17 protein-coding genes are annotated in these 20,074 nt (G+C 47.4%); 15 read left to right on the top strand and 2 right to left on the bottom strand.

The features are described 5' to 3' along the window. Nucleotides 1-132 precede the first annotated feature (132 nt). Nucleotides 133-1,032 (top strand): DNA-binding transcriptional regulator OxyR, encoded by a 900-nt coding sequence (gene oxyR / locus C9I89_RS11230; protein WP_107283452.1) that lies wholly within the window; start codon nt 133-135, stop codon nt 1,030-1,032. An 81-nt stretch (nt 1,033-1,113) separates the two neighbouring features. Here oxyR and C9I89_RS11225 read toward each other — a convergent pair whose 3' ends face one another. Continuing rightward, a complete protein-coding gene (locus tag C9I89_RS11225; protein ID WP_107283451.1) occupies nt 1,114-3,687 on the bottom strand; it encodes a penicillin-binding protein 1A in 2,574 nt (857 codons plus the stop codon). 149 nt (nt 3,688-3,836) lie between these two features. Between C9I89_RS11225 and pilM the strand changes: the two genes are divergently transcribed. From pilM to dam, 9 genes are all read left to right on the top strand, one after another. Continuing rightward, on the top strand, nt 3,837-4,862 hold the full coding sequence (gene pilM / locus C9I89_RS11220) for a type IV pilus biogenesis protein PilM (protein WP_107283450.1): 1,026 nt from the start codon (nt 3,837-3,839) through the stop codon (nt 4,860-4,862). Continuing rightward, on the top strand, nt 4,859-5,437 hold the full coding sequence (locus C9I89_RS11215) for a PilN domain-containing protein (protein ID WP_107283449.1): 579 nt from the start codon (nt 4,859-4,861) through the stop codon (nt 5,435-5,437). The genes pilM and C9I89_RS11215 overlap by 4 nt, the downstream gene beginning before the upstream one ends. A 32-nt stretch (nt 5,438-5,469) precedes the next feature. After that, on the top strand, nt 5,470-6,054 hold the full coding sequence (locus tag C9I89_RS11210; RefSeq protein ID WP_107283448.1) for a type IV pilus inner membrane component PilO: 585 nt from the start codon (nt 5,470-5,472) through the stop codon (nt 6,052-6,054). A gap of 15 nt (nt 6,055-6,069) precedes the next feature. Beyond that, complete coding sequence (locus C9I89_RS11205; RefSeq protein WP_107283447.1) at nt 6,070-6,588, top strand: pilus assembly protein PilP; 519 nt, start codon at nt 6,070-6,072, stop codon at nt 6,586-6,588. Nucleotides 6,589-6,613: 25 nt separating this feature from the next. After that, a complete protein-coding gene (locus tag C9I89_RS11200; RefSeq protein ID WP_107283446.1) occupies nt 6,614-8,329 on the top strand; it encodes a type IV pilus secretin PilQ in 1,716 nt (571 codons plus the stop codon). 162 nt (nt 8,330-8,491) lie between these two features. Beyond that, on the top strand, nt 8,492-9,010 hold the full coding sequence (gene aroK / locus C9I89_RS11195) for a shikimate kinase AroK (RefSeq protein WP_107283445.1): 519 nt from the start codon (nt 8,492-8,494) through the stop codon (nt 9,008-9,010). Between the two features lie 20 nt (nt 9,011-9,030). After that, nucleotides 9,031-10,110: a 3-dehydroquinate synthase gene (aroB, locus tag C9I89_RS11190; protein ID WP_107283444.1), complete on the top strand. Its 1,080-nt coding sequence runs from the start codon at nt 9,031-9,033 to the stop codon at nt 10,108-10,110. Nucleotides 10,111-10,121: 11 nt separating this feature from the next. Continuing rightward, entirely contained in the window at nt 10,122-11,639 is a 1,518-nt protein-coding gene (locus C9I89_RS11185) for an SPOR domain-containing protein (RefSeq protein ID WP_107283443.1), read from the top strand. A 121-nt stretch (nt 11,640-11,760) separates the two neighbouring features. After that, a complete protein-coding gene (gene dam / locus C9I89_RS11180) occupies nt 11,761-12,597 on the top strand; it encodes an adenine-specific DNA-methyltransferase (protein WP_107283442.1) in 837 nt (278 codons plus the stop codon). Here the strand turns inward: dam and C9I89_RS11175 are convergent. After that, nucleotides 12,594-12,818: a DUF2970 domain-containing protein gene (locus C9I89_RS11175; protein ID WP_107283441.1), complete on the bottom strand. Its 225-nt coding sequence runs from the start codon at nt 12,816-12,818 to the stop codon at nt 12,594-12,596. The genes dam and C9I89_RS11175 overlap by 4 nt on opposite strands. Nucleotides 12,819-12,990: 172 nt before the next feature. On the opposite strand from C9I89_RS11175, the gene rpe reads away from it, so the two are divergent. The 5 genes from rpe to C9I89_RS11150 all read left to right on the top strand — a co-directional run bounded on the left by rpe (nt 12,991) and on the right by C9I89_RS11150 (nt 19,929). Beyond that, nucleotides 12,991-13,662 (top strand): ribulose-phosphate 3-epimerase, encoded by a 672-nt coding sequence (rpe, locus tag C9I89_RS11170; RefSeq protein ID WP_107283440.1) that lies wholly within the window; start codon nt 12,991-12,993, stop codon nt 13,660-13,662. A gap of 2 nt (nt 13,663-13,664) precedes the next feature. After that, complete coding sequence (locus tag C9I89_RS11165; protein ID WP_107283439.1) at nt 13,665-14,348, top strand: phosphoglycolate phosphatase; 684 nt, start codon at nt 13,665-13,667, stop codon at nt 14,346-14,348. Nucleotides 14,349-14,619: 271 nt separating this feature from the next. After that, on the top strand, nt 14,620-15,624 hold the full coding sequence (gene trpS, locus C9I89_RS11160) for a tryptophan--tRNA ligase (protein WP_107283438.1): 1,005 nt from the start codon (nt 14,620-14,622) through the stop codon (nt 15,622-15,624). Nucleotides 15,625-15,891: 267 nt separating this feature from the next. Then, nucleotides 15,892-19,002: an ExeM/NucH family extracellular endonuclease gene (locus C9I89_RS11155; RefSeq protein ID WP_107283437.1), complete on the top strand. Its 3,111-nt coding sequence runs from the start codon at nt 15,892-15,894 to the stop codon at nt 19,000-19,002. A gap of 57 nt (nt 19,003-19,059) precedes the next feature. Continuing rightward, a complete protein-coding gene (locus C9I89_RS11150; RefSeq protein WP_107283436.1) occupies nt 19,060-19,929 on the top strand; it encodes an endonuclease I family protein in 870 nt (289 codons plus the stop codon). The last annotated feature ends 145 nt before the right edge of the window (nt 19,930-20,074 follow it).

The following is a 20,074-nucleotide window of genomic DNA, read 5'->3' as shown; positions in this document are numbered from 1 at the left end:
TCAAGCTATACCTTGTTAGTTCACTTGGGCTCCGTTTTGATGTGATGATTATGCGACTTCTGGCTTGATAGCTCCAATCGTTTACTGTTATTGTTTTGATAGTTAATTCCTATCGTAGGAACGGAAAACCACATGAATATCCGTGATCTTGAATATCTGGTTGCTTTATCTGAGCACAAACATTTCAGAAAGGCGGCAGAAGCCTGTTTTGTCAGTCAGCCGACGCTGAGCGGGCAGATCCGCAAGCTGGAAGATGAATTAGGGGTATCGCTGTTAGAACGAACCAGCCGCAGGGTGTTATTTACCGATGCCGGACTGAGTCTGGTAACGCAGGCGCAGAAGGTATTAGTGGAAGTGAAAGTACTGACCGAGCTGGCGAGCCAGCAAGGGGAGAGTATGGCTGGCCCGCTGCATATTGGCTTTATTCCAACGGTTGGGCCGTACCTGTTGCCGTTGATAATTCCTGCCCTCAAAGAGTCATTTCCCGATTTGGAATTGTTCTTACATGAGGCGCAAACCCATCAGCTGGTGCATCAGCTTGAAGCCGGCAAGCTGGACTGCCTTATTCTGGCTGCGGTGAAAGAAACCGAACATTTTATTGAGTTGCCTCTCTACGACGAACCTATGGTTGTTGCTGTTCCCGATGCTCACCCCTGGGCAGAGAAAACGTCGCTGGATATGGCAAGCCTCAATGGTGAAACACTGCTGATGTTAGGTGATGGCCACTGCTTGCGAGATCAGGCGCTGGGATTTTGCTTTGCCGCCGGTGCCAAAGAAGACGGCCAGTTTAAAGCGACCAGTTTAGAGACGCTGCGTAACATGGTGGCGGCAGGCAGTGGCATTACGCTACTGCCTAAGCTGGCAACGCCGAAAGCGCACAGTCGTGACGGTGTTAGTTATATTAAGGCTTATGATCCGGTACCGACCCGATTGATCACCTTAGCTTACCGACCAGGTTCACCGCTGCGTGAACGTTATGAAAAAATAGCGTGGTTGATCAAAGAGCAGATACCTGCGGTGCTGGCAGAGTAATACCAATCGGGATAAGTATAAATACAAAAAGAGCGCCATTCCGGCGCTCTTTTTGTTTGGGGTCTTGATTAGCAGGTGTTATCAGAACAGCTCATCAGAGCTATCTGATTCAAACACGCTGCCTGATCCGCCCTCTGTCACCATCTCGGTTGGCTCAGAGCCTTTGGTGAAGTATTCAAACATTGAGCTAAAATCATCACGGTTCGATAACTTGCCGGTTCGACGGTCAATACGCACCGTCACGATATCATTTGGCAGTTGCTTGCGCTGAACCGGAACATCTTCCAGCGCGGCCTGCATGAACTCGACCCATGCCGGTTGAGCGGTTTTTGCCCCCGCCTCACCGCCGGAAATCTGATCTTTGTTCAGATTATTGTTCCATGACGTTTTGCCAAGCTCACGGCTATGGTTGTCAAAGCCGACCCAGGCCGTCGCGACAATGTTCGGCCCGAAGCCCGAGTACCATGCATCTTTCGAGCTGTTTGTAGTACCGGTTTTGCCGCCGATGTCACGGCGTTTTAGTACCTGACCCCGCCAGCCGGTACCATTCCAGCCGGTACCATGACGCCAGTCGCCACCGCCCCAGATATTACTTTCCATCATCTCACGCACCAGGAATGCATTTTGCTCTGAAATTACCTGAGACGCGTAGTTAACCTGCTGCTGATCGAGTTCCTGATCACCGCCTGCGGTACCCAGCTCCTGCTCACTAATGGCAATATCGTTCAGCACCGCACGGCTGGCCGCGACAGGATCCCCCGCCTGCTGTTGTTCCTGCTGACATTCACTATTGCAGACAATGTTCGGGTTGGCCTGATAGATCAGGTTGCCATAGGCATCTTCAACTCGCTCAATAAAGTAAGGTTCAACATAATAACCACCGTTAGCGAAAACAGAGAAACCTTGTGCCATTTCTATCGGTGTTAAGCTACCGGCGCCCAGAGCGATGGCCTCGGCGCGAGGCAAGTCTTCACGTTTAAAACCAAAGCGAGTCAGGTAACTGATGGTCTGATCTAGGCCGACATTCCGTAATACCCGAACGGCCATCACGTTTTTCGATTGGGCTAAACCCAGGCGCAGACGTGTCGGGCCATTGTAGGTTGGCGGTGAGTTTTTCGGACGCCATGCGGTTCCCTGGCTCTGATCCCAGCGGTTAACGGGGGCATCATTGACTAAGGTCGCCAGCGTCATACCGTTATCTAAAGCGGCTGAATAAATGAAGGGCTTGATACTTGAGCCTACCTGACGCACTGACTGGGTGGCACGGTTAAACTTACTGTGGACAAAATTAAAGCCGCCCACCATTGCCGTGACGGCACCGTTTTGCGGTGAAACGGCCACAAAAGCGGTATTGGCATCCGGAACCTGGCTCAGTACCCAGGTTTGACTTTCGGTATTGTTTTCACCGGTGCGAACTTGTTGCTGAACCCAGATTTGCTCGCCGGGTGACAGGATCTCGGTGGCAGCTTTTGGCGCGGCTCCCTGACGGGTATCGGAGATAAACTTCCGTGCCCACTTCATGCCATCCCATTCGATGTTAGCGTGCTCACCGCCTTTTACCACCACCTCTGCAGACTGGCTGTTCACTTTGGTGACAACTGCTGAAACCAGGTCACCGTAGCTAGGTTGTTTATTCAGATGCTCGGTGATTGAAGTGATATCCCATGCAGGCTGGCCGGGTTGCCACAATGTTGCCACTGCACCACGGTAGCCGTGGCGCTGGTCATAATTTAGCAAGTTGCTGATGGCGGCACGCTCTGCCGCTTTTTGTAATGTTGCATTCACGGTGGTGTAGATACGCATCCCGGAGACATAAGCAGCCTCACCGTAGCGTTCAACCATCCAGGAACGAGCGCGTTCAGCAAAGTACGGGGCATTCAACTCAATTTCTGCACCATGGTAACGAGCGGTAATAGTTTCAGAACGCGCCTGATTCAGTTCGTTTTGGGTAATGTAGCCTTCATCAAACATCCGGGCCAAGACGACATTGCGGCGTGTTGTTGCACGATCCAGCGAGTAAATTGGGTTCATGGTTGACGGGGCTTTGGGTAAGCCGGAAATCACCGCAATTTCACTGAGCGTCAGTTGACCGACCTCTTTGCCGAAATACACTTGTGCCGCCGCGCCGACACCATAAGAACGATAACCGAGATATATCTTATTGAGATAGAGTTCCAGAATTTCATCTTTACTCAGCAACTGCTCGATATGAATAGCGATAAAGATCTCTTTGACCTTACGCATGATCTTTTTCTCGTTAGAGAGGAAGAAGTTACGCGCTAGCTGCTGGGTGATCGTACTCGCCCCTTGCTTGGCTGAGCCAGAAGTGGCTACGACGAATGCTGCACGGGCAATACCTATCGGGTCAATCCCCGGGTGCTCGTAATAACGGCTGTCTTCGGTAGCAATAAACGCGTTCAGCATTTGAGGTGGAATGTCTTTCAGTTTTAATGGGATACGCCGTTTCTCACCGAATTGTGAGATCAGCTGTCCATCAGCACTAAACACCTGCATTGGTGTTTGCAGTTCGACATCTTTTAGTGTTGCAACATCCGGGAGCTCTGGCTTCACATAGAGGTAAAAGCCAAAGATTGTACCGACTCCAAGAATTATGCAAATCATTGCAAGTATAAGTAATCGCTTTATGAACTTCACTTGAGATTTCCCGTTACGCCATCGTCCAACCGGTCATTATCCATTATCTTTCAATCAATAGTATAAAGATAACAGAAATAAAATTAATGCCATTGGATGGTGTTTATTAGAAATAGTTTGCTTTTCCGTTATCAGGAGCATAACACGGTATGTTGCGTAACCCATTAAGTGTCGGGATAGATATTGGCAACCACAGCGTTAAAGCGGTTGTGCTTAATCAAAAAAAAGACCAACTGGAATTATCTGCCTTTGCTGAGATTATTCTGACCTCTGCAATTATTAATGAACAGCATAGCGTGAATACTGCAGCCTTATTGTCAGTGATGCGTAAATTAAAAAAGCGTTTACCTTTTGGCGCAAAAAAAGTAACCCTGGCATTACCCGATAGTGCGGTGATCAGTAAAGTCATTCAGCTCGATACTGATCTCAGTGACGAAGAGGCAGAGTTTGCCGTTTCTCAGGCGCTCGGAGCCTCGTCACCCTTTCCGGTCGAAGAGCTCTGGATGGATTTCTTTCCATTGATCTCCGATTCTTTTTCCTCACCGACAATGACGGCACCGTATCAGGTTTTTGCCTCACGCAAAGACACCATCGATACCCGCATTACCGCGATTAAAAAAGCCGGCTTAACCCCGAAAGTCATGGAGTTACAAACCCATGCATTACTGTGGCTGGCCGACCACTATAGGGCAGTGTCGGGAATGAATGAGCATTGGTGCATCATCGATGTAGGTAAGCGCCAGACCGGGTTCTGTATTAAACCCACTGGAGCGGCGGCCTATCATCGAGAAATAGCCTTTGGTACCAGCCAGATCCCGGACACAAGCGTCGAGGGCGGTGACAATATACGGATGCTCTCATTGCCAGAACAACCTTCACCGCCGTCAGATGTGAGGGAGAGCTTTACCAAGCAACTGGCCAATCACCTGAAACGTCAGTTTCAGCTGTATAACTCCACCCATCCGCGAGCGGCGCTGAAAGGCCTCTGGCTGTGTGGCGGAAGTCAGGATGTGGTCTCTGATGAATTACTCAGCCGCTGGCTGGGTATTGAGGCGGTATGGATGAACCCGTTGAGTTGCTTCCCGAGCAGTCAAAAGCTTGATGTTATTTCTACGGGGAGGTACAGCCAGTATGCCGTTGCGGCCGGATTAGCACTTCGCGGGCTTGCCGAATGATCGATAAATTAAACCTGCTGCCATGGCGAGAAGAAAAGCGGAAAAAACATAAGCAACGTTTTGTCGGCATGCTGGTGATTGCTGTGGCCAGCGTTGTGGCGGTGCATTGGTTGAGTGCCAGTTATATCGTTGAGCAAAAGTCATTACAGCAGTCACGAAATCAGCAGTTACAGCAAGAGATCGCAGTTTTGGAGCGGCGACGGGCATTTTTACCCGAGCTGGATAAACAGCGTGATGCGTTAAACAAGCGATTGCAGGTGATTGTTGATATTCAGCAAGAACGTAATCGGGTGACTCAACTTTTTAGTCTGTTACCGGCATTAGTGCCTCCCGGTGTTTATCTGGAAAATTTAACGTTAAAAGCGGGAAATGTATCGCTCAATGGTGTTGGCGAGTCGAACGGTCGGTTAGCATCGCTGTTATCGAATGCAGAGAATTCAGTCTGGCTGGAAAATGTGGCGATGCATTCGATTGTCGCAACCAAAGGGAAAAATGCAGAGGAACTCACCCGTTTCAAAGCGTCTTTCAACATGGTCAGGACCACGGATGAGGAGCAGGCTGTTGCGCAAGAGTAACCTAAACCTCAGCGCCCACAGGGAGAACAACGGTGAGTGACTGGCATGATTTAGATTTAGATGAAATCACGGACTGGCCGATTATTCCGCAATCGGTTGTCGTGCTCTTTCTGGCACTCATTGTCGCCGCAGTCGGTTACTGGTACTGGCTGACCCCGTTGCAACATGAGCTGGTAAGCCTTAAGCAGCAAGAGGTGGAGTTACGGGCCAAGCTCATTAACCGAGCCGCCCAGGTCGCTGAGTTGCCGACACTGAAAAAACAGATTGAGGAATTGGAACAGCGTTATCACACCGTGATCAACCAACTGCCGGTAGAAAAAGAGCTGGCGAGCTTATTATCAGGCATCAATGACATCGGGATCAGAAACGGGCTGGAGTTTCAGCGTATTCAATGGGCGCCGCGCATTGAACAGCAATGGTATTACGAGCTGCCGCTGAATATGCAATTAACCGGCAGCTATGAGCAAATCGGTCAGTTTGCAGCATCGATTGCCAAGCTATCCCGTATTGTCACGCTGAAAGACTTTGATTTAAAAGTAGTCGAACAAAAGGGGCAGCAAGAGACGTTGTCGCTGAAAGTATCTGCCAGTACCTATCGCTTTAAAGCTTCCGAGTAATTTTCAGGGATCACCATGAATAAATTGTGGCTTATTGTACCGCTGACGTTATTGCTTTTGGGATGCCAAGCCAATGACGATCCGGTTCAGGTGTTTATCGCACAAGCTTATACCGAGGCGAAAGCTAACGTTGAGCCGCTCCCCGAACCGTTTGTGTTTGTTGCTGACGAATTTGTGATGACCAGCCACCGGGTCCCTTTTGTTCATCCTCGGCCTGAGCAGCAGGATCGCGAAGAAGGCAGTAATAAAGACTGCTGGCAGCCGGACTTACAACGAACGCGAACGTCACTGGAAAACTATCCGCTCGGTAAACTGACGATGAAAGGTGTGCTTGGCGATGACAGCTTGCTCTGGGCATTAATATATACCCCGGAAGGAAAGCTGGTAAAAATTCGGGAGGGGCATTATCTCGGCTTAAACCATGGCAAGGTCCAGCGCGTGAGTTCCCATAGTATTGAGATTGAAGAAACGTTGCCTGATGGCGTTGGTTGTTGGCTGAAAAGGCCAATGAAGCTGACTCTGACTCAGCCCTAAAGACAAGGAAGAGGCTCAAAAACGAATGAAAATAAATGTTCCGGCAGTCATGACAGCAAAAATTGTGCGTCTGCTTGTTCTCTGTTTGTGCATTGCGCCTATGGCATTGACAGTTGCCGCAGCCAGCAAAGTTGATAATCAGGTTACCAAGATTGATTTTAAACGCGACAGGGAAGGGCGGGGGGGATTAAGTGTGCAGTTGGAAAAAGTGCAGGCTTTGGTGGACATACGTAAATCGGGTAACCAGTTGCATGTTGAAATAGTTGATACCTCCATTGCGGATGAGATGATCTATGTGCTGGATGTGGTTGATTTTGCCACGGTAGTGAGTTCGATAGAGACCTTCCGGACGGGCAAAGGTGTCAAGTTGGTCCTTAAGATGGCCTCGGCATTTGATTATAATTATACCTTGAAGGGTACCAGGCTTGACGTTGTGGTCAGCGCCAAACAAAACAGGGCGGACGAACTACAACAGCAGAAGCTCACCTATAAAGGCAAGCCAATATCGATTAACTTTCAGGATGTGCCGGTACGTAATGTGCTGCAGCTTATTGCTGAATATAATGATTTTAACCTGGTCGTCTCTGATACCGTACAAGGCAATGTGACACTGCGCCTCGATGATGTGCCGTGGCCACAAGTACTGGATATTATTCTGCAGGCCAAAGGGCTGGATAAGCGCGTTCAGGGCACAGTGGTACTGATCGCGCCAAAGGCTGAGCTGGCACAGAATGAACAGAAAGCCCTGGAGGCAAAGCGCAAAGAAGAAGAGTTGGCGTCACTGCGTTCTGAGCTGATCCAGGTGAGTTATGCCAAAGCCTCGGATTTAGCCAGCTTATTGCAAGGTACTGAAGGGGGAGTCAGCATGTTGTCACCGCGTGGTTCCCTGCATGTTGACGAGCGAACCAACGCACTCATTATTAAGGATATTAATGACAGTGTTGACGATATCAAAGCGATTATTTCCGCATTGGATAGGCCGGTGAAACAGGTACAGATTGAAGCGCGTATCGTGACGGTGGATGAAGGCGATGTTGATGAGATTGGGGTTCGCTGGGGGCTCTCGAAGCGAAAGGGTGACTTCACGCTCGGGGGGTCTGTCGAACATAATCTTGATTCTGTCGGGCTATTGCAGGGCGACTCAACCGTTGACAACTTTCTTAATGTTAATTTAGCGGCGGTGAAAACCGGCGCATCAAGTATTGCTTTTCAGGTTGCCAAGATTGGCGATATCTTGCTCGATTTAGAGTTGTCAGCGTTGCAGGCTGAATCTAAGGCTGAAATTATTTCCAGCCCGCGTTTAGTGACGACCGACAAGCAAACCGCCTATATCGAGCAGGGAACGGAAATTCCTTATTTGGAGGCAGCATCCAGTGGCGCTGTCTCTGTTGCCTTCAAAAAAGCCGTCTTGAGCTTAATGGTCACCCCGCAAATAACACCGGATAATAAGCTGGTGCTTGATCTGGTTGTCACCCAGGATAAGCCGGGTGCCACAATCAGTACTGGCACCGGAGAGGCCGTCGCAATCAATACTCAGCGTATCGGAACCCAGATATTGGTTGAAAATGGTGAGACGGTCGTTCTGGGCGGAATCTATGAGCAGCAAATTAATAATTCCGTCGAAAAAGTACCGTTATTAGGTGATTTGCCGGTTTTAGGGGCCCTTTTTCGTCATAGTTTGGAAGAAATGGGTAAGCGTGAGTTATTGATTTTTGTCACTCCAACGATCGTTTTTCAGTAAACTTCGCTTTTGATGGGCTCTAGCTATTGCCAAATGGTCGTGAGTCCTGAGATAATTTTCGGTCTTATCACGAATTATATGTGAGGAAGTTGGCGCCTCGGGCTTTTTATTCATAGCCTGCGGGCGGTGTCGTTTTCTTAACCGCGCGTAAAATTGCTAAAAATGGCTGAAAAACGAAATATTTTCCTAGTCGGCCCAATGGGTGCCGGCAAAAGTACTATTGGTAGACATCTTGCACAGCAACTGCATATGGAATTCTTTGACTCTGATACAGTCATTGAAGAACGTACCGGTGCTGATATTAGTTGGGTCTTCGATGTTGAAGGCGAAGCTGGTTTCCGCGTTCGCGAAGAAGCTGTCATTGATGATCTGACACAAGAGCAAGGTATTGTGTTAGCGACAGGCGGTGGCTCTGTAACAAGTAAAGAGAACCGTAATCGCTTATCTGCACGTGGTGTGGTGGTTTATCTGGAAACTACCATTGAAAAACAGTTAGCACGTACACAACGTGATAAAAAACGCCCACTGCTGCAGACTGACAAGCCACGCGAAGTGCTGGAGGCACTTGCGGCGGAACGCAATCCGATGTATGAAGAGGTAGCCGATTACGTTGTTCGTACTGACGATCAAAGTGCGAAAGTGGTCGCTAACCAAATCATCAAGATGATTGAAGAGCGTTAATAACACAAGAGAAGCTGACCATGGAACGGATCAACGTCAATTTAGGTGACAGAAGCTATCCTATCTCTATCGGCGCCGAGTTATTTAATAACCCGGCGTTGTTTTCGTCTGCAATCAGTGCAGGTCGACGTGTCGTCGTGGTTAGTAACGAGACAGTCGCTCCGCTTTATGCTGAACAGGTGATGACAACCATCCGCTCATTAGAGTGTGAGGTTGCGCTGCTAGAGTTACCCGATGGCGAGCAATACAAAACGTTAGATACGTTTAATCAAATCATGACCTTCTTACTGGAAGGTAATTATGGCCGTGATGTGGTGATTGTCGCGCTAGGTGGAGGGGTGATTGGTGATGTGGTCGGTTTTGCTGCGGCCAGTTATCAGCGAGGGGTAGATTTTATTCAGGTACCGACAACATTATTGTCTCAGGTCGATTCATCGGTTGGTGGTAAAACCGCCGTGAATCATCCGCTGGGCAAAAATATGGTTGGGGCTTTTTATCAACCTAAAGCGGTAGTGATTGATAATTATTGCCTGCAAACCTTACCCTCACGCGAATTCGCCGCAGGTATGGCTGAAGTCATTAAATACGGCATTATTGCCGATTATGATTTTTTTGTCTGGTTAGAGCAGAACATTGAAAAACTACAGGCATTGGATAACGATGCACTGTGTTATGCCATTGCTCGTTGTTGTCAGATCAAGGCCGATGTTGTTGCCGCCGATGAAAAAGAGTCTGGCGTCCGCGCTTTACTCAATTTAGGTCATACGTTCGGTCACGCGATTGAAGCGGAAATGGGCTATGGTCAGTGGCTGCATGGTGAGGCCGTATCGGCTGGTACCGTGTTAGCCGCACAAACTGCTTGCGAGCAGGGGTTGCTGAGCCAAGATGATGTGACCCGTATTATCCGCCTGCATGAGCGTGCACAGCTGCCTGTTCATGCGCCGGAATCGATGAGCTTTGACCGTTTTATCAAACATATGATGCGAGATAAAAAAGTGTTATCAGGGCAGTTGAGGCTGGTATTACCAACATCAATTGGCACAGCAGAGGTGGTATCTGATGTACCACACGACGTTCTGCGTCGTGTGATTGATGCTTAAGTTGAACGGTAATGACAAGCGACAGTAATGCAAGAACATTGGATCTGGACAGTCAGATCCAATTGCTTTCCCGAATTCAATTCTTAACCCGTTTTAGTTCTAATCTCATTCAAGTCACGGGTGGTGACGGTGCCGGAAAAACCTGGCTGGCACAGCGCTATCTGGAGTATTGTGCCGCCGACACCAATCAGGCACTGCTGACGTGTTATCCGACCCAGACAGATAGCCAGCACCGTTCAATTTTATTGAAACAGTTAGTCGCCAAGCCACTGTTTAACGACCAGGATCCCCTGGTGCAAAGCCTTGAACGCATGTTGGAAGGCAATCGGTGCAATGTGTTGCTGGTGATTGATGACGCTCAGCTATTGAGCCCTACCATGATCGCCGAACTATGGGCTTTAGTGCTGAAAGCGCAAAATGAACCTCTGTGGCAGATCAATATATTGCTGTTGAGCCAGCCCGGGCGGCTCAATAAGTATTTAGATCAGGTCTCTCATGGTCAGGGGCAAGTGCCGCTTGAATTAGAAATTTCTGATTTAACTGAACAAGAAGTACAAAGCTTTGTCGAAGTTATGCTCTCTGGCGATCAGCTGGATGCAAATGGACGACGTGCACTCAAAGAAAAGGCCGCAGCAACGGTTGCTCGCCCGGGTGCTTTAATGCAATTAGATCATACAGAGAGTAAAGACATGACCAACTCGTCATCGCGTATTCTTTCACCCGCCGCATTATTTGTTGTACTGCTTGCGGTCATTGGCGCGGGACTCGTTTTTTGGCTGTTCCCGGCCGATGACGAGACAACAGCCTATGAAGGCGTAAGAACAGCCGTTAATACCGACAATGTGGCAGCGGTAGAAGAATCATCTGCGAGCCTGAAAACCGGCCGTTTTGATGAACCCGAGCAGGTTGAAGCCGATAAACGCGATCCGGCAACGGTTAAGTCTGTGACACCACAAGATGGGATCAATGATGATTCTCATGTATTGCCACCTGAACTGTCGCTTGAAGGCTTAACCGTCGGGCGAAATGATGATAGCAAACGTGTGGTGGTGCCATCACAGGTTGTTGATGCCATGATATCGGAGCAAGCGCTCGGCGGTAGCGGAGAGCAAGCCATCGCTCAGCAAGAACTACCGAATGAAATCGCAATGACGACGTTAACTGAGTCACTGGTTGAAACGGCAGAGCCGGCAGCAGTTTTAACGCCTGAGCCTGAACCTCGGTCAGTAAGTATGCTTGGCAGCGAACTAAAGGCGATCGACAGTCGCCACTATACGCTGCAGTTGGCGGCATTGAAGTCGTTAGCGGCAGCAAAAAAGTTTGTCGCGGAGCATGATATCAGCGAAATAGCCACACTGTATGAAACCCGGCGTAATGGTGAGCCGTGGTTTATTGTGATCACCGGAGATTACCCGGATATCGTGACCGCACGCAGGGCTGAAACCCAATTGCCCGGAGGCGTTCAGGCTGTACAGCCTTGGGTAAAATCTTATGCCCAAATCCATCGCGAAATTGATCGGGTAAAATAATCTTAATATCCTTGCGGTTTGGAGGTAGATATTTCCGGTAATTGGTATCAGACAAGGTGATAAATAAGGTACAATCCGCCACCTTTCGAGGGGTCTTGGTATTGGTGGTAGGTTTAGCTGAATGAAAAAGCATCGTGCATTTCTGAAATGGGCTGGGGGTAAGTATTCTCTGGTTGAGGAAATCCAACGTCACCTGCCACCCGCGCGTAAGTTAGTAGAGCCTTTTGTCGGGGCCGGATCGGTATTCCTGAATACTGACTTCGAACAGTATTTACTGGCTGATATTAACCCGGATTTGATCAATCTCTATAATATCCTCAAAGAAAATCCGGACCAGTATGTTAAGGATGTCAGAACCCTTTTCACCCCTGAGTACAACCAGAAAGGGGCATACCTGGAAATTCGTGATGTTTTCAATCAGACTCAGGATCCCTATCAGCGCTCGCTGTATTTTCTCTATATGAACCGCCATGGTTTTAATGGTTTATGCCGTTATAACAAAAAAGGCGGCTTCAATGTGCCGTTTGGTTCCTATAAAAAGCCTTATTTCCCTGAAGATGAGATGTACTATTTCGCCGAGAAAGCGAAACGCGCCACTTTTGTCTGTGAAGGTTACCACCAGACATTTTCGCGAGCGCGCAAAGGCTGCGTGGTTTACTGCGATCCGCCTTATGCGCCACTGTCGACTACAGCTAATTTCACGTCGTATGCGGGCAATGGCTTCAGTCTCGATGATCAGGCAGCACTGGCAGATGCGGCCGAAAAAGCGGCAACAGAGCGTGATATTCCGGTATTGATTTCCAATCATGATACTACGCTGACCCGACGTTTATATCATGGCGCCGAATTGTCGGTGGTGAAGGTAAAGCGAACGATTAGCCGTAATGGGGCGGGGCGAAATAAGGTTGATGAGCTACTGGCACTGTTCAAACCGTCAGACAGTCAGCACAACGATTAATGGATTGCAGTGACCAATAGGGTAACCGTGATTAACAATGCGACAAAAACCACAATGGCGATGACACCGCCAATAATAAACGGCCAGGGACTTCGCTGATTAAAGTCCTGCTGGCGGTTGTTATCTGACTGCACACCAAATAAAGCCGCAGCTACGCTAAGTGCCACCCTTCTTTTTGTTTTTCTTTTCTGTGGTTGTGAATTTTCATCCTGTTCCGGCATTCTTCTCTCCCTTGCCCATATTTCGTTCTGGTCTTTTTAGCTTACTACCTAAACCATCTCTTAATGCTGAATCACAAGTCGTTTGAGTATATCCATTAAGACATTGTTAACCGGATCGGGTAGAATTGCGGCGATTTTAACCGTGACCATTGGTATCGTATAGAGGCTGAACATGAAGGATTTTTTGATTGCACCATCTATCTTGTCTGCAGATTTCGCACGTCTTGGTGAAGATGTTGAGAAAGTATTGGCTGCGGGCGCTGATGTGGTGCACTTTGATGTGATGGACAATCACTATGTACCAAACCTGACTTTTGGTGCGCCAATCTGTCAAGCATTGCGTGATTATGGCATTACAGCCCCGATAGATGTGCACCTGATGGTAAAACCGGTTGACCGGATTATTCCGGATTTTGCTAAGGCAGGCGCTACGATGATCACCTTCCATGCTGAGGCTACTGAACACCTGGATCGTACCCTGCAGCTAATTAAAGAACACGGCTGTCAGGCCGGCGTGGTATTAAACCCTGCCACGCCGCTTCATTCTCTTGATTACATCATGGATAAAGTTGACATGATCCTGCTGATGTCAGTGAATCCTGGTTTTGGTGGTCAGTCTTTTATTCCGAACACGCTGGATAAATTACGTGAAGTGCGTAAGCGCATAGATGAATCAGGCCGTAATATTCGCCTGGAAATTGATGGCGGTGTAAAAGTGGATAATATTCGCGAAATTGCAGAAGCGGGCGCAGATATGTTTGTTGCTGGCTCTGCCATTTTCAATCAGCCTGATTATAAAGTGGCGATCGATGCAATGCGTGAAGAGCTGGCTAAGGTTGAGTGATAATGAAACCGTTTGAAGGCATAAAATTTATTGCTTTTGATCTGGACGGAACGCTGCTCGACAGCGTTCCCGATCTGGCGGATGCGGCAGATAAAGCCATGCGGGCTTTAGGCCGTCCCGGCGTCTCGGTCGAGCAGGTTACCCTCTGGATCGGTAACGGTGCCGATATTCTGATTGGCCGGGCGTTAAGTCAGAGCCCTGAGGTTGCGCCTGATCTTGATCCAGCCTTGCATCAACAAGCTCGGACTTTATTTGACCGTTTCTATGACGAGGGCGGCCACCAGAAAAGTGCCCTGTACCCCGGTGTGAAAGAGACATTGTCGGCTTTCCACCAGGCTAAGATCCCGATGGCAATTGTGACTAATAAACCCGCTCAGTTTGTTCCCCACCTGCTGGAACAACACGGTATCAGTGATTATTTTTCAGATGTTATCGGTGGCGATACCTTCCCGCTGAAAAAGCCGGATCCTCATGCGTTGCACTGGTTGATGGACAAACATCAGCTGGCCGCCTCCGAGATGTTGATGGTCGGCGATTCCCGCAATGATATTTTGGCGGCTAAAGCAGCAACATGTTATGTTGTAGGTCTCACATACGGTTACAATTATGGCCAGCCAATCAGTGCCAGTGATCCGGATGTTGTGTTAGATCACTTTAGTCAGTTGACCGGAGTGGTTAGAATCTAGAGACGACTACTTAATCACAGAAGTTTTGACCAGTTCGGTCACCAACCATCGTCATTCCGTAAAGTGAGGAACGAACTTATACGGAATCTAAGGCGCACACGGTTAGAACTGGATCCCGGATATCTCGTTCCTCGATTCCGGGATGACGTGCTTCAATAAGTCAAAATTTGTGTGAAAGGGTACTAGAAACTAGAAACGAGCCTCTTTTTTGATATATCTGTCAGCGGCGATAGGGCCGCGGCTTAGTTAGGTTAGATAGGAAGATCCCATCATGAGTAAACCCATTGTTTTAAGTGGCGTACAGCCTTCCGGCGAATTGAGTATTGGTAACTACATGGGTGCGCTGCGTCAGTGGGAACAGATGCAGGATGATTACGATTGCCAATACTGCGTGGTTGACCTTCATGCCATCACAGTACGTCAGGATCCGGCCGCGCTTTATGAAGCGACACTGGATGCATTGGCGCTTTGCCTTGCAGTAGGCGTTACCCCGGAAAAGAGCACACTGTTCGTACAGTCCCATGTGCCAGAGCATGCCCAGCTAGGCTGGATCCTAAGCTGCTATACCCAGATGGGTGAGCTTAACCGTATGACCCAGTTTAAAGATAAATCGCAGCGTAATGCGGATAATATCAATTGCGGGCTGTTTAGTTATCCGGTCTTAATGGCGGGAGACATTCTGCTTTACGGCGCAAACCAGGTGCCAGTGGGCCACGATCAGAAACAGCACCTAGAGCTGGCTCGTGACATTGCGAACCGTTTTAACAACCTGTACGGCGACACGTTTGTGGTTCCGGAACCGTATATCCCACCGGTTGGTGCGCGTGTAATGAGCCTGCAAGATCCGCTGAAGAAAATGTCCAAGTCTGACGATAACCGCAACAATGTCATTGGCTTGCTTGAAGATCCGAAATCAATCACCAAGAAAATCAAACGTGCGGTTACCGATTCTGAAGATCCCGCACGTATTGTTTTTGATATTGCTAACAAGCCGGGCGTGTCTAACCTGATGGGTATTATGTCGGGTGTGACAGGCAAGAGCCTGGATCAGATTGAGGCAGAATACGCAGACAAGATGTACGGCCACCTGAAGAAAGATACGGCAGAAGCCGTTGTGGCGATGGTCGAGCCTCTGCAAGCCCGTTATAAAGAGTACCGGGAAGATCGCGCATTCTTAGATCAGGTGATGAGTGCTGGTGCTGAGAAAGCGTCCGCGCGCGCTTCTGTTGTTCTGAAAAAAGTATACGACGCGGTAGGTTTCGTTCCCCGTCCGTAATAACAGAAACCCTCTTTAATTCCCCCAAGCCGGCATGTTGTCGGCTTTTTTGTGCATCTAATTCAAGCTGGATCGAACGCTGAACTGATTAATTACCCATCCTGTTGAAAAAATGCCGTTTTTTGAGCGCTGTATCAATTATTAGAGTATTGACTCTGTTTTATGTCACATTTGTCTTGTGAATGACTGGATGGCTTTACATAAATGTCCAAAATTGGCTTCAAATCAAAAAAATAATGTATAGCAGTGAAGCTGAGAGGTTTGAAAATGAGACATTTATCACGTACGGCGGTGGCGCTGGCGGTCGGTTCAGCAATTTCAATGAGTGCCCAGGCCGATATATTAATTACCGAATATGTTGAAGGTTCTAGTAATAATAAAGCGATTGAAATAACCAATACAGGTTCAGCTGATGTAAATTTAGCTGATGGTTATGTTGTTGGTCTAGCAACTAATGGTAAATCAGAATCAGAGATTTCCACTACACAGTCTCTTTATGGCATCTTAAAAGCCAACGAAAGTATTGTATTGGTTAATACTTCTTCATCAGAAGCTTTAAAAGCAAAAGGAATTGTAAGCCCTGTTACCAATTTCAATGGTGATGATGCCCTTATCATAAAAAAAGGTGATGTCATTGTTGATAGTTTTGGTCAACTTGGAACCGATCCTGGCACTAATTGGGGTCGCGGTGATACTTCGACAAAAGATAAAACACTTCGTCGTACTAATTTAACCCCACGAACAGAAGCTACAAGTCCATTTGAACCATCTGTTTTTTTTGCAGGATTTGCGCAAGATACATTTGATGGTTTGCAATGTACTAATGAAGCATTTTGTTCTGGCGAAGAACCAGAACAACCACCGCTACCACCTGTAGAAGATGCAATTGATGCAACTATTATGGAGCTTCAGGGTAGTGGTTGGAGTAGCACGGTTGAGGGTATTGACGTACCGAATGGCAAATATGAGTCTACCAATTTCTACAAAGTTCGTGGTGTTATCACTGCAATTCAAGAAGTTAGTTTAGGTAAAGGTAGCGACGAAAGTAAACATGATCTTCGTGTTGGTTTCTTCATTCAGGATGAAGCCGGTGACGGTGATGCAAGCACATCAGACGGTATTTTCGTTCAGGGTGCAATTGACGGGTTAGCAGTTGGTCAGGAAGTCGATGTCGTAGCTCAGGTTACAGAAGATTATGGCTGGACAAAGCTTATCTTGCCTAGAGTTTTTCCAACAGGAACAACGTCTAGCATTGCTTCAACGGCTATTCGTACCCTAGAGTCAGATGAAGATTTCGAGTTCACTCTAGAGCGCCACGAAGGCATGTTGGTGAAGTTCGATAAAGACGCTGACATGCATGTTTCGCGTACTTATGGCAGGGATTACGGTGCCAGCCGTAACAACATGGTTATCTCACACACAAGTGTGAACATGCACCCGAATCAGCACAATACACCGGGAACGACAGAAGCGAAGAACGAAGTCGATTGTAACAAAGATAAGCAGGTTATCGTTGAGTCGTTTGCAAACGCGGCTAATGGTGTCGTTCCTTGGTATCCGGATTTTGGTAAGGCCAGTGCTGTACCTTTAGCTGATGGTACTACAACATCAGAAGATTACATTCGCATTGGCGACATCGTCGATGGCTTAGAAGGTGTTCTGACCTATTCTTATGGTGACTACCGCTTCTTCGTTACCAATAAAGCGACGACAAATACCTTTGTTCGTGAAGGCTCTGACCGTACAGCAGCGCCAGTGCTTAAAGACGGTGAGATCCGCGTAGCAACCTTTAACGTACTGAACTACTTCAATTCGCCATTTGGTGGTGATTGTAACCCAACATCAGCGGGTAGTCGTGACTCAATAAAAGATCAGGCTTGTGGAAATCGTGGTGCAACAACTCCAGATGAGTTTGAACGCCAGGCAACTAAAATTGTAAAAGCGATTTTGGCTATTGACGCCGATATTGTTGGTTTGATGGAAATTGAAAACAATGGCTTTGGTGATAATTCAGCCGTTGTGAATCTTGTTACTCGTTTAAATACCACGCTGCTTGATGAAGATAAATATACAATTGCTTCTAAAGATGGTTTAGAGCGTGTCGGTACAGATGCCATTACAAGTCAGGTGATTTATAAAGCGTCCAAAGTGGGCCTAGAAGAACTTCGTGTCATCCCAATGCCCCAGCAACACGCACCAGCTGAAGGGAGTGAAGATGGCAATAACTACATGCGAGATTCTATTACTCCGACCTTTACTATTAACGGCACCGACGAGAAACTGACAGTTGCAGTAAACCATTTTAAATCAAAAGGTTCTACTTGCTGGGAAGACGTAGCATTACAAGGCAGCAAAGATCCTGACCAACAAGGATCCTGCGAAAACTTCCGTGTATCGGCCGCTTACCAGCTAGGTAAAACGCTGGCAACAATTGAAGGTAACAAGCTGATTATTGGTGACCTGAACTCTTACGCGGGTGAAGATCCTGTCACGGTTCTGACTAACCGTGACCAATTACCAGAAGGTTATCAAATCAAAGCGGCCCGTGATACTTACATTGGTGGCACGAAGGATGAGTTGGGTGTACCACTACACGGTAATGATGGTGCCGTGATCGAGACCTCTTACGGTTACACCAACGTAGTGAAAACTTTGCACCCAGAATCATATGGTTACTCATACAATAATGAAGTTGGGACCCTGGATTATATTCTGGCGTCACCTTCGTTAATCAGTAAGATTGCAGATGCAACTGAGTGGAATATTAACTCTGTTGAGTCAACGCTGTTTCAATATGAGGCAAAATACACTGGCGATTTGGTGAAGTTTGAAGATCTTTATCGTTCGTCTGACCACGATCCAGCCGTTATTGCACTGAACTTCAAAACAGTAGATCCAGACAATCAACCTCTTGTTATTGAAGTCCCGGCTGAGGCAGTAGATATGCCAGAAGTAACCGAGCCTGAAGAAAACAAAGCGTTCGACATGGTATTTAATCTAACTGATTTAAGTGAAAGCACACTTAATGTGGGCTCAGTCGCGAAGATTCTCATTTCAGATGAAAATCAGCAATTTGTTGCTAGTTACTCGAAGGCTTTCACCAATACGTTAAGTGAAGATGAAATTAAACAAGGCTGGGTGCTAATTAAGGTTGATGCCCTGAATTCAGGTGAGTACACCTTCAAGAAGTACATTGATGAGCAGTTAGTCAGTCAAGAAAAACTGACTATTGGAGGTAATACTTCTCAACCAACTGAACCAACTGCAACTGCAACTGCAACTGCTGGCGAAGTGCATAAGTCCGGTGGTTCAACAGGCTTGCTAGGTCTGTTGTCACTGCTAGGTCTTGGTTTCTTCCGTCGTAAGGTTCAAAAATAACTTGTAGCCCATATCTAAGGGAGGCGTTCTGCCTCCCTTTTTTATTAAGAATATAATATGAAAAGAACCCTTATTGCTTTGTTAGCGGTGACTGCCTTTGGTGCAGAAGCGGCTTATATTCAAGCGCATGATCCACATGTTGTCGCTCCTTTTTCAGCACGTTGTAATACAAAAGCTCCAATTCCACCGTCGGGTGATATTAATAACCCAAATGGTTATTATAATCATGCCATTGGTAAAACGGGCGCTGAATTAAAATCGGCTTTAAATACTATTATTAGTATGAATCATAAGAAATTATCGTATACACCGGGTGTCTGGGATGCTTTATCAATAACGGATGAAGATCCGAATGATCCGAATAATGTTATTTTGATGTATACGGGGCGTTCTCAGTCGAAACAAGGCCATGGTGGCGGTGTTGATGACTGGAACCGTGAACATACCTGGGCTAAATCTCAAGGTGGCTTTAATACACAAGGGGCTTTGGGATATACCGATATTCACCATTTGCGCCCAACAGATGCTTCTATAAACTCTGAACGTGGTTCGTATGAGTTCTTTGAAGGCGGTGTCGCAACGAAAGAGTCACCAGAAGCGGGGAATAAGAAGGATACCTCTAAAGGAACCTTTGAACCGCGTGATGAAGTTAAAGGCGATGTTGCGCGTATGCTGTTCTATATGGCAACTCGTTATGAAGGCTATGATTCAAGCACCCCTGACTTAGAGCTGGCAGTTGGTTATGAATCAGGCTCTGCGAAGATTGGTGACTTATGTACCTTGCTTCGCTGGAATGAGTACGATGCTGTCGATGAGTTTGAATTTAACCGCAATACTAAGATTCAAAATATTCAGGGTAACCGGAACCCGTTTGTCGACAATCCGCAGTGGGTGAATGATATCTTTGATACCGAAGAGTGTCATTAATATCTCGAACCAGATATCACTTTATCGGTTAACCATTAAGGCCAGCATATGCTGGCCTTTTTTAGCTCTGTTATTTGGTAAATGACAGGGCGGTCAATGTTTCTGCTTGCCTTTCTTATTTCCTATAGCAAAATAGACCGCCAAA

Source organism: Photobacterium lipolyticum, from assembly GCF_003026475.1.
Classification (GTDB): Bacteria; Pseudomonadota; Gammaproteobacteria; order Enterobacterales; family Vibrionaceae; genus Photobacterium; species Photobacterium lipolyticum.
Note: the sequence above shows the minus strand (reverse complement) of the source record. Positions and strands in the feature narration are given on the sequence as shown.

Excerpts from the sequence above, each read along its gene's own strand:
- oxyR (WP_107283452.1), top strand. The coding sequence starts at position 133 with ATGAATATCCGTGATCTTGAATATCTGGTTGCTTTATCTGAGCACAAA.
- pilM (WP_107283450.1), top strand. The coding sequence starts at position 3,837 with ATGTTGCGTAACCCATTAAGTGTCGGGATAGATATTGGCAACCACAGC.
- C9I89_RS11215 (WP_107283449.1), top strand. The coding sequence starts at position 4,859 with ATGATCGATAAATTAAACCTGCTGCCATGGCGAGAAGAAAAGCGGAAA.
- C9I89_RS11205 (WP_107283447.1), top strand. The coding sequence starts at position 6,070 with ATGAATAAATTGTGGCTTATTGTACCGCTGACGTTATTGCTTTTGGGA.
- C9I89_RS11200 (WP_107283446.1), top strand. The coding sequence starts at position 6,614 with ATGAAAATAAATGTTCCGGCAGTCATGACAGCAAAAATTGTGCGTCTG.
- aroK (WP_107283445.1), top strand. The coding sequence starts at position 8,492 with ATGGCTGAAAAACGAAATATTTTCCTAGTCGGCCCAATGGGTGCCGGC.
- aroB (WP_107283444.1), top strand. The coding sequence starts at position 9,031 with ATGGAACGGATCAACGTCAATTTAGGTGACAGAAGCTATCCTATCTCT.
- C9I89_RS11185 (WP_107283443.1), top strand. The coding sequence starts at position 10,122 with ATGACAAGCGACAGTAATGCAAGAACATTGGATCTGGACAGTCAGATC.
- dam (WP_107283442.1), top strand. The coding sequence starts at position 11,761 with ATGAAAAAGCATCGTGCATTTCTGAAATGGGCTGGGGGTAAGTATTCT.
- C9I89_RS11175 (WP_107283441.1), bottom strand. The coding sequence starts at position 12,818 with ATGCCGGAACAGGATGAAAATTCACAACCACAGAAAAGAAAAACAAAA.
- rpe (WP_107283440.1), top strand. The coding sequence starts at position 12,991 with ATGAAGGATTTTTTGATTGCACCATCTATCTTGTCTGCAGATTTCGCA.
- C9I89_RS11165 (WP_107283439.1), top strand. The coding sequence starts at position 13,665 with ATGAAACCGTTTGAAGGCATAAAATTTATTGCTTTTGATCTGGACGGA.
- trpS (WP_107283438.1), top strand. The coding sequence starts at position 14,620 with ATGAGTAAACCCATTGTTTTAAGTGGCGTACAGCCTTCCGGCGAATTG.
- C9I89_RS11155 (WP_107283437.1), top strand. The coding sequence starts at position 15,892 with ATGAGACATTTATCACGTACGGCGGTGGCGCTGGCGGTCGGTTCAGCA.
- C9I89_RS11150 (WP_107283436.1), top strand. The coding sequence starts at position 19,060 with ATGAAAAGAACCCTTATTGCTTTGTTAGCGGTGACTGCCTTTGGTGCA.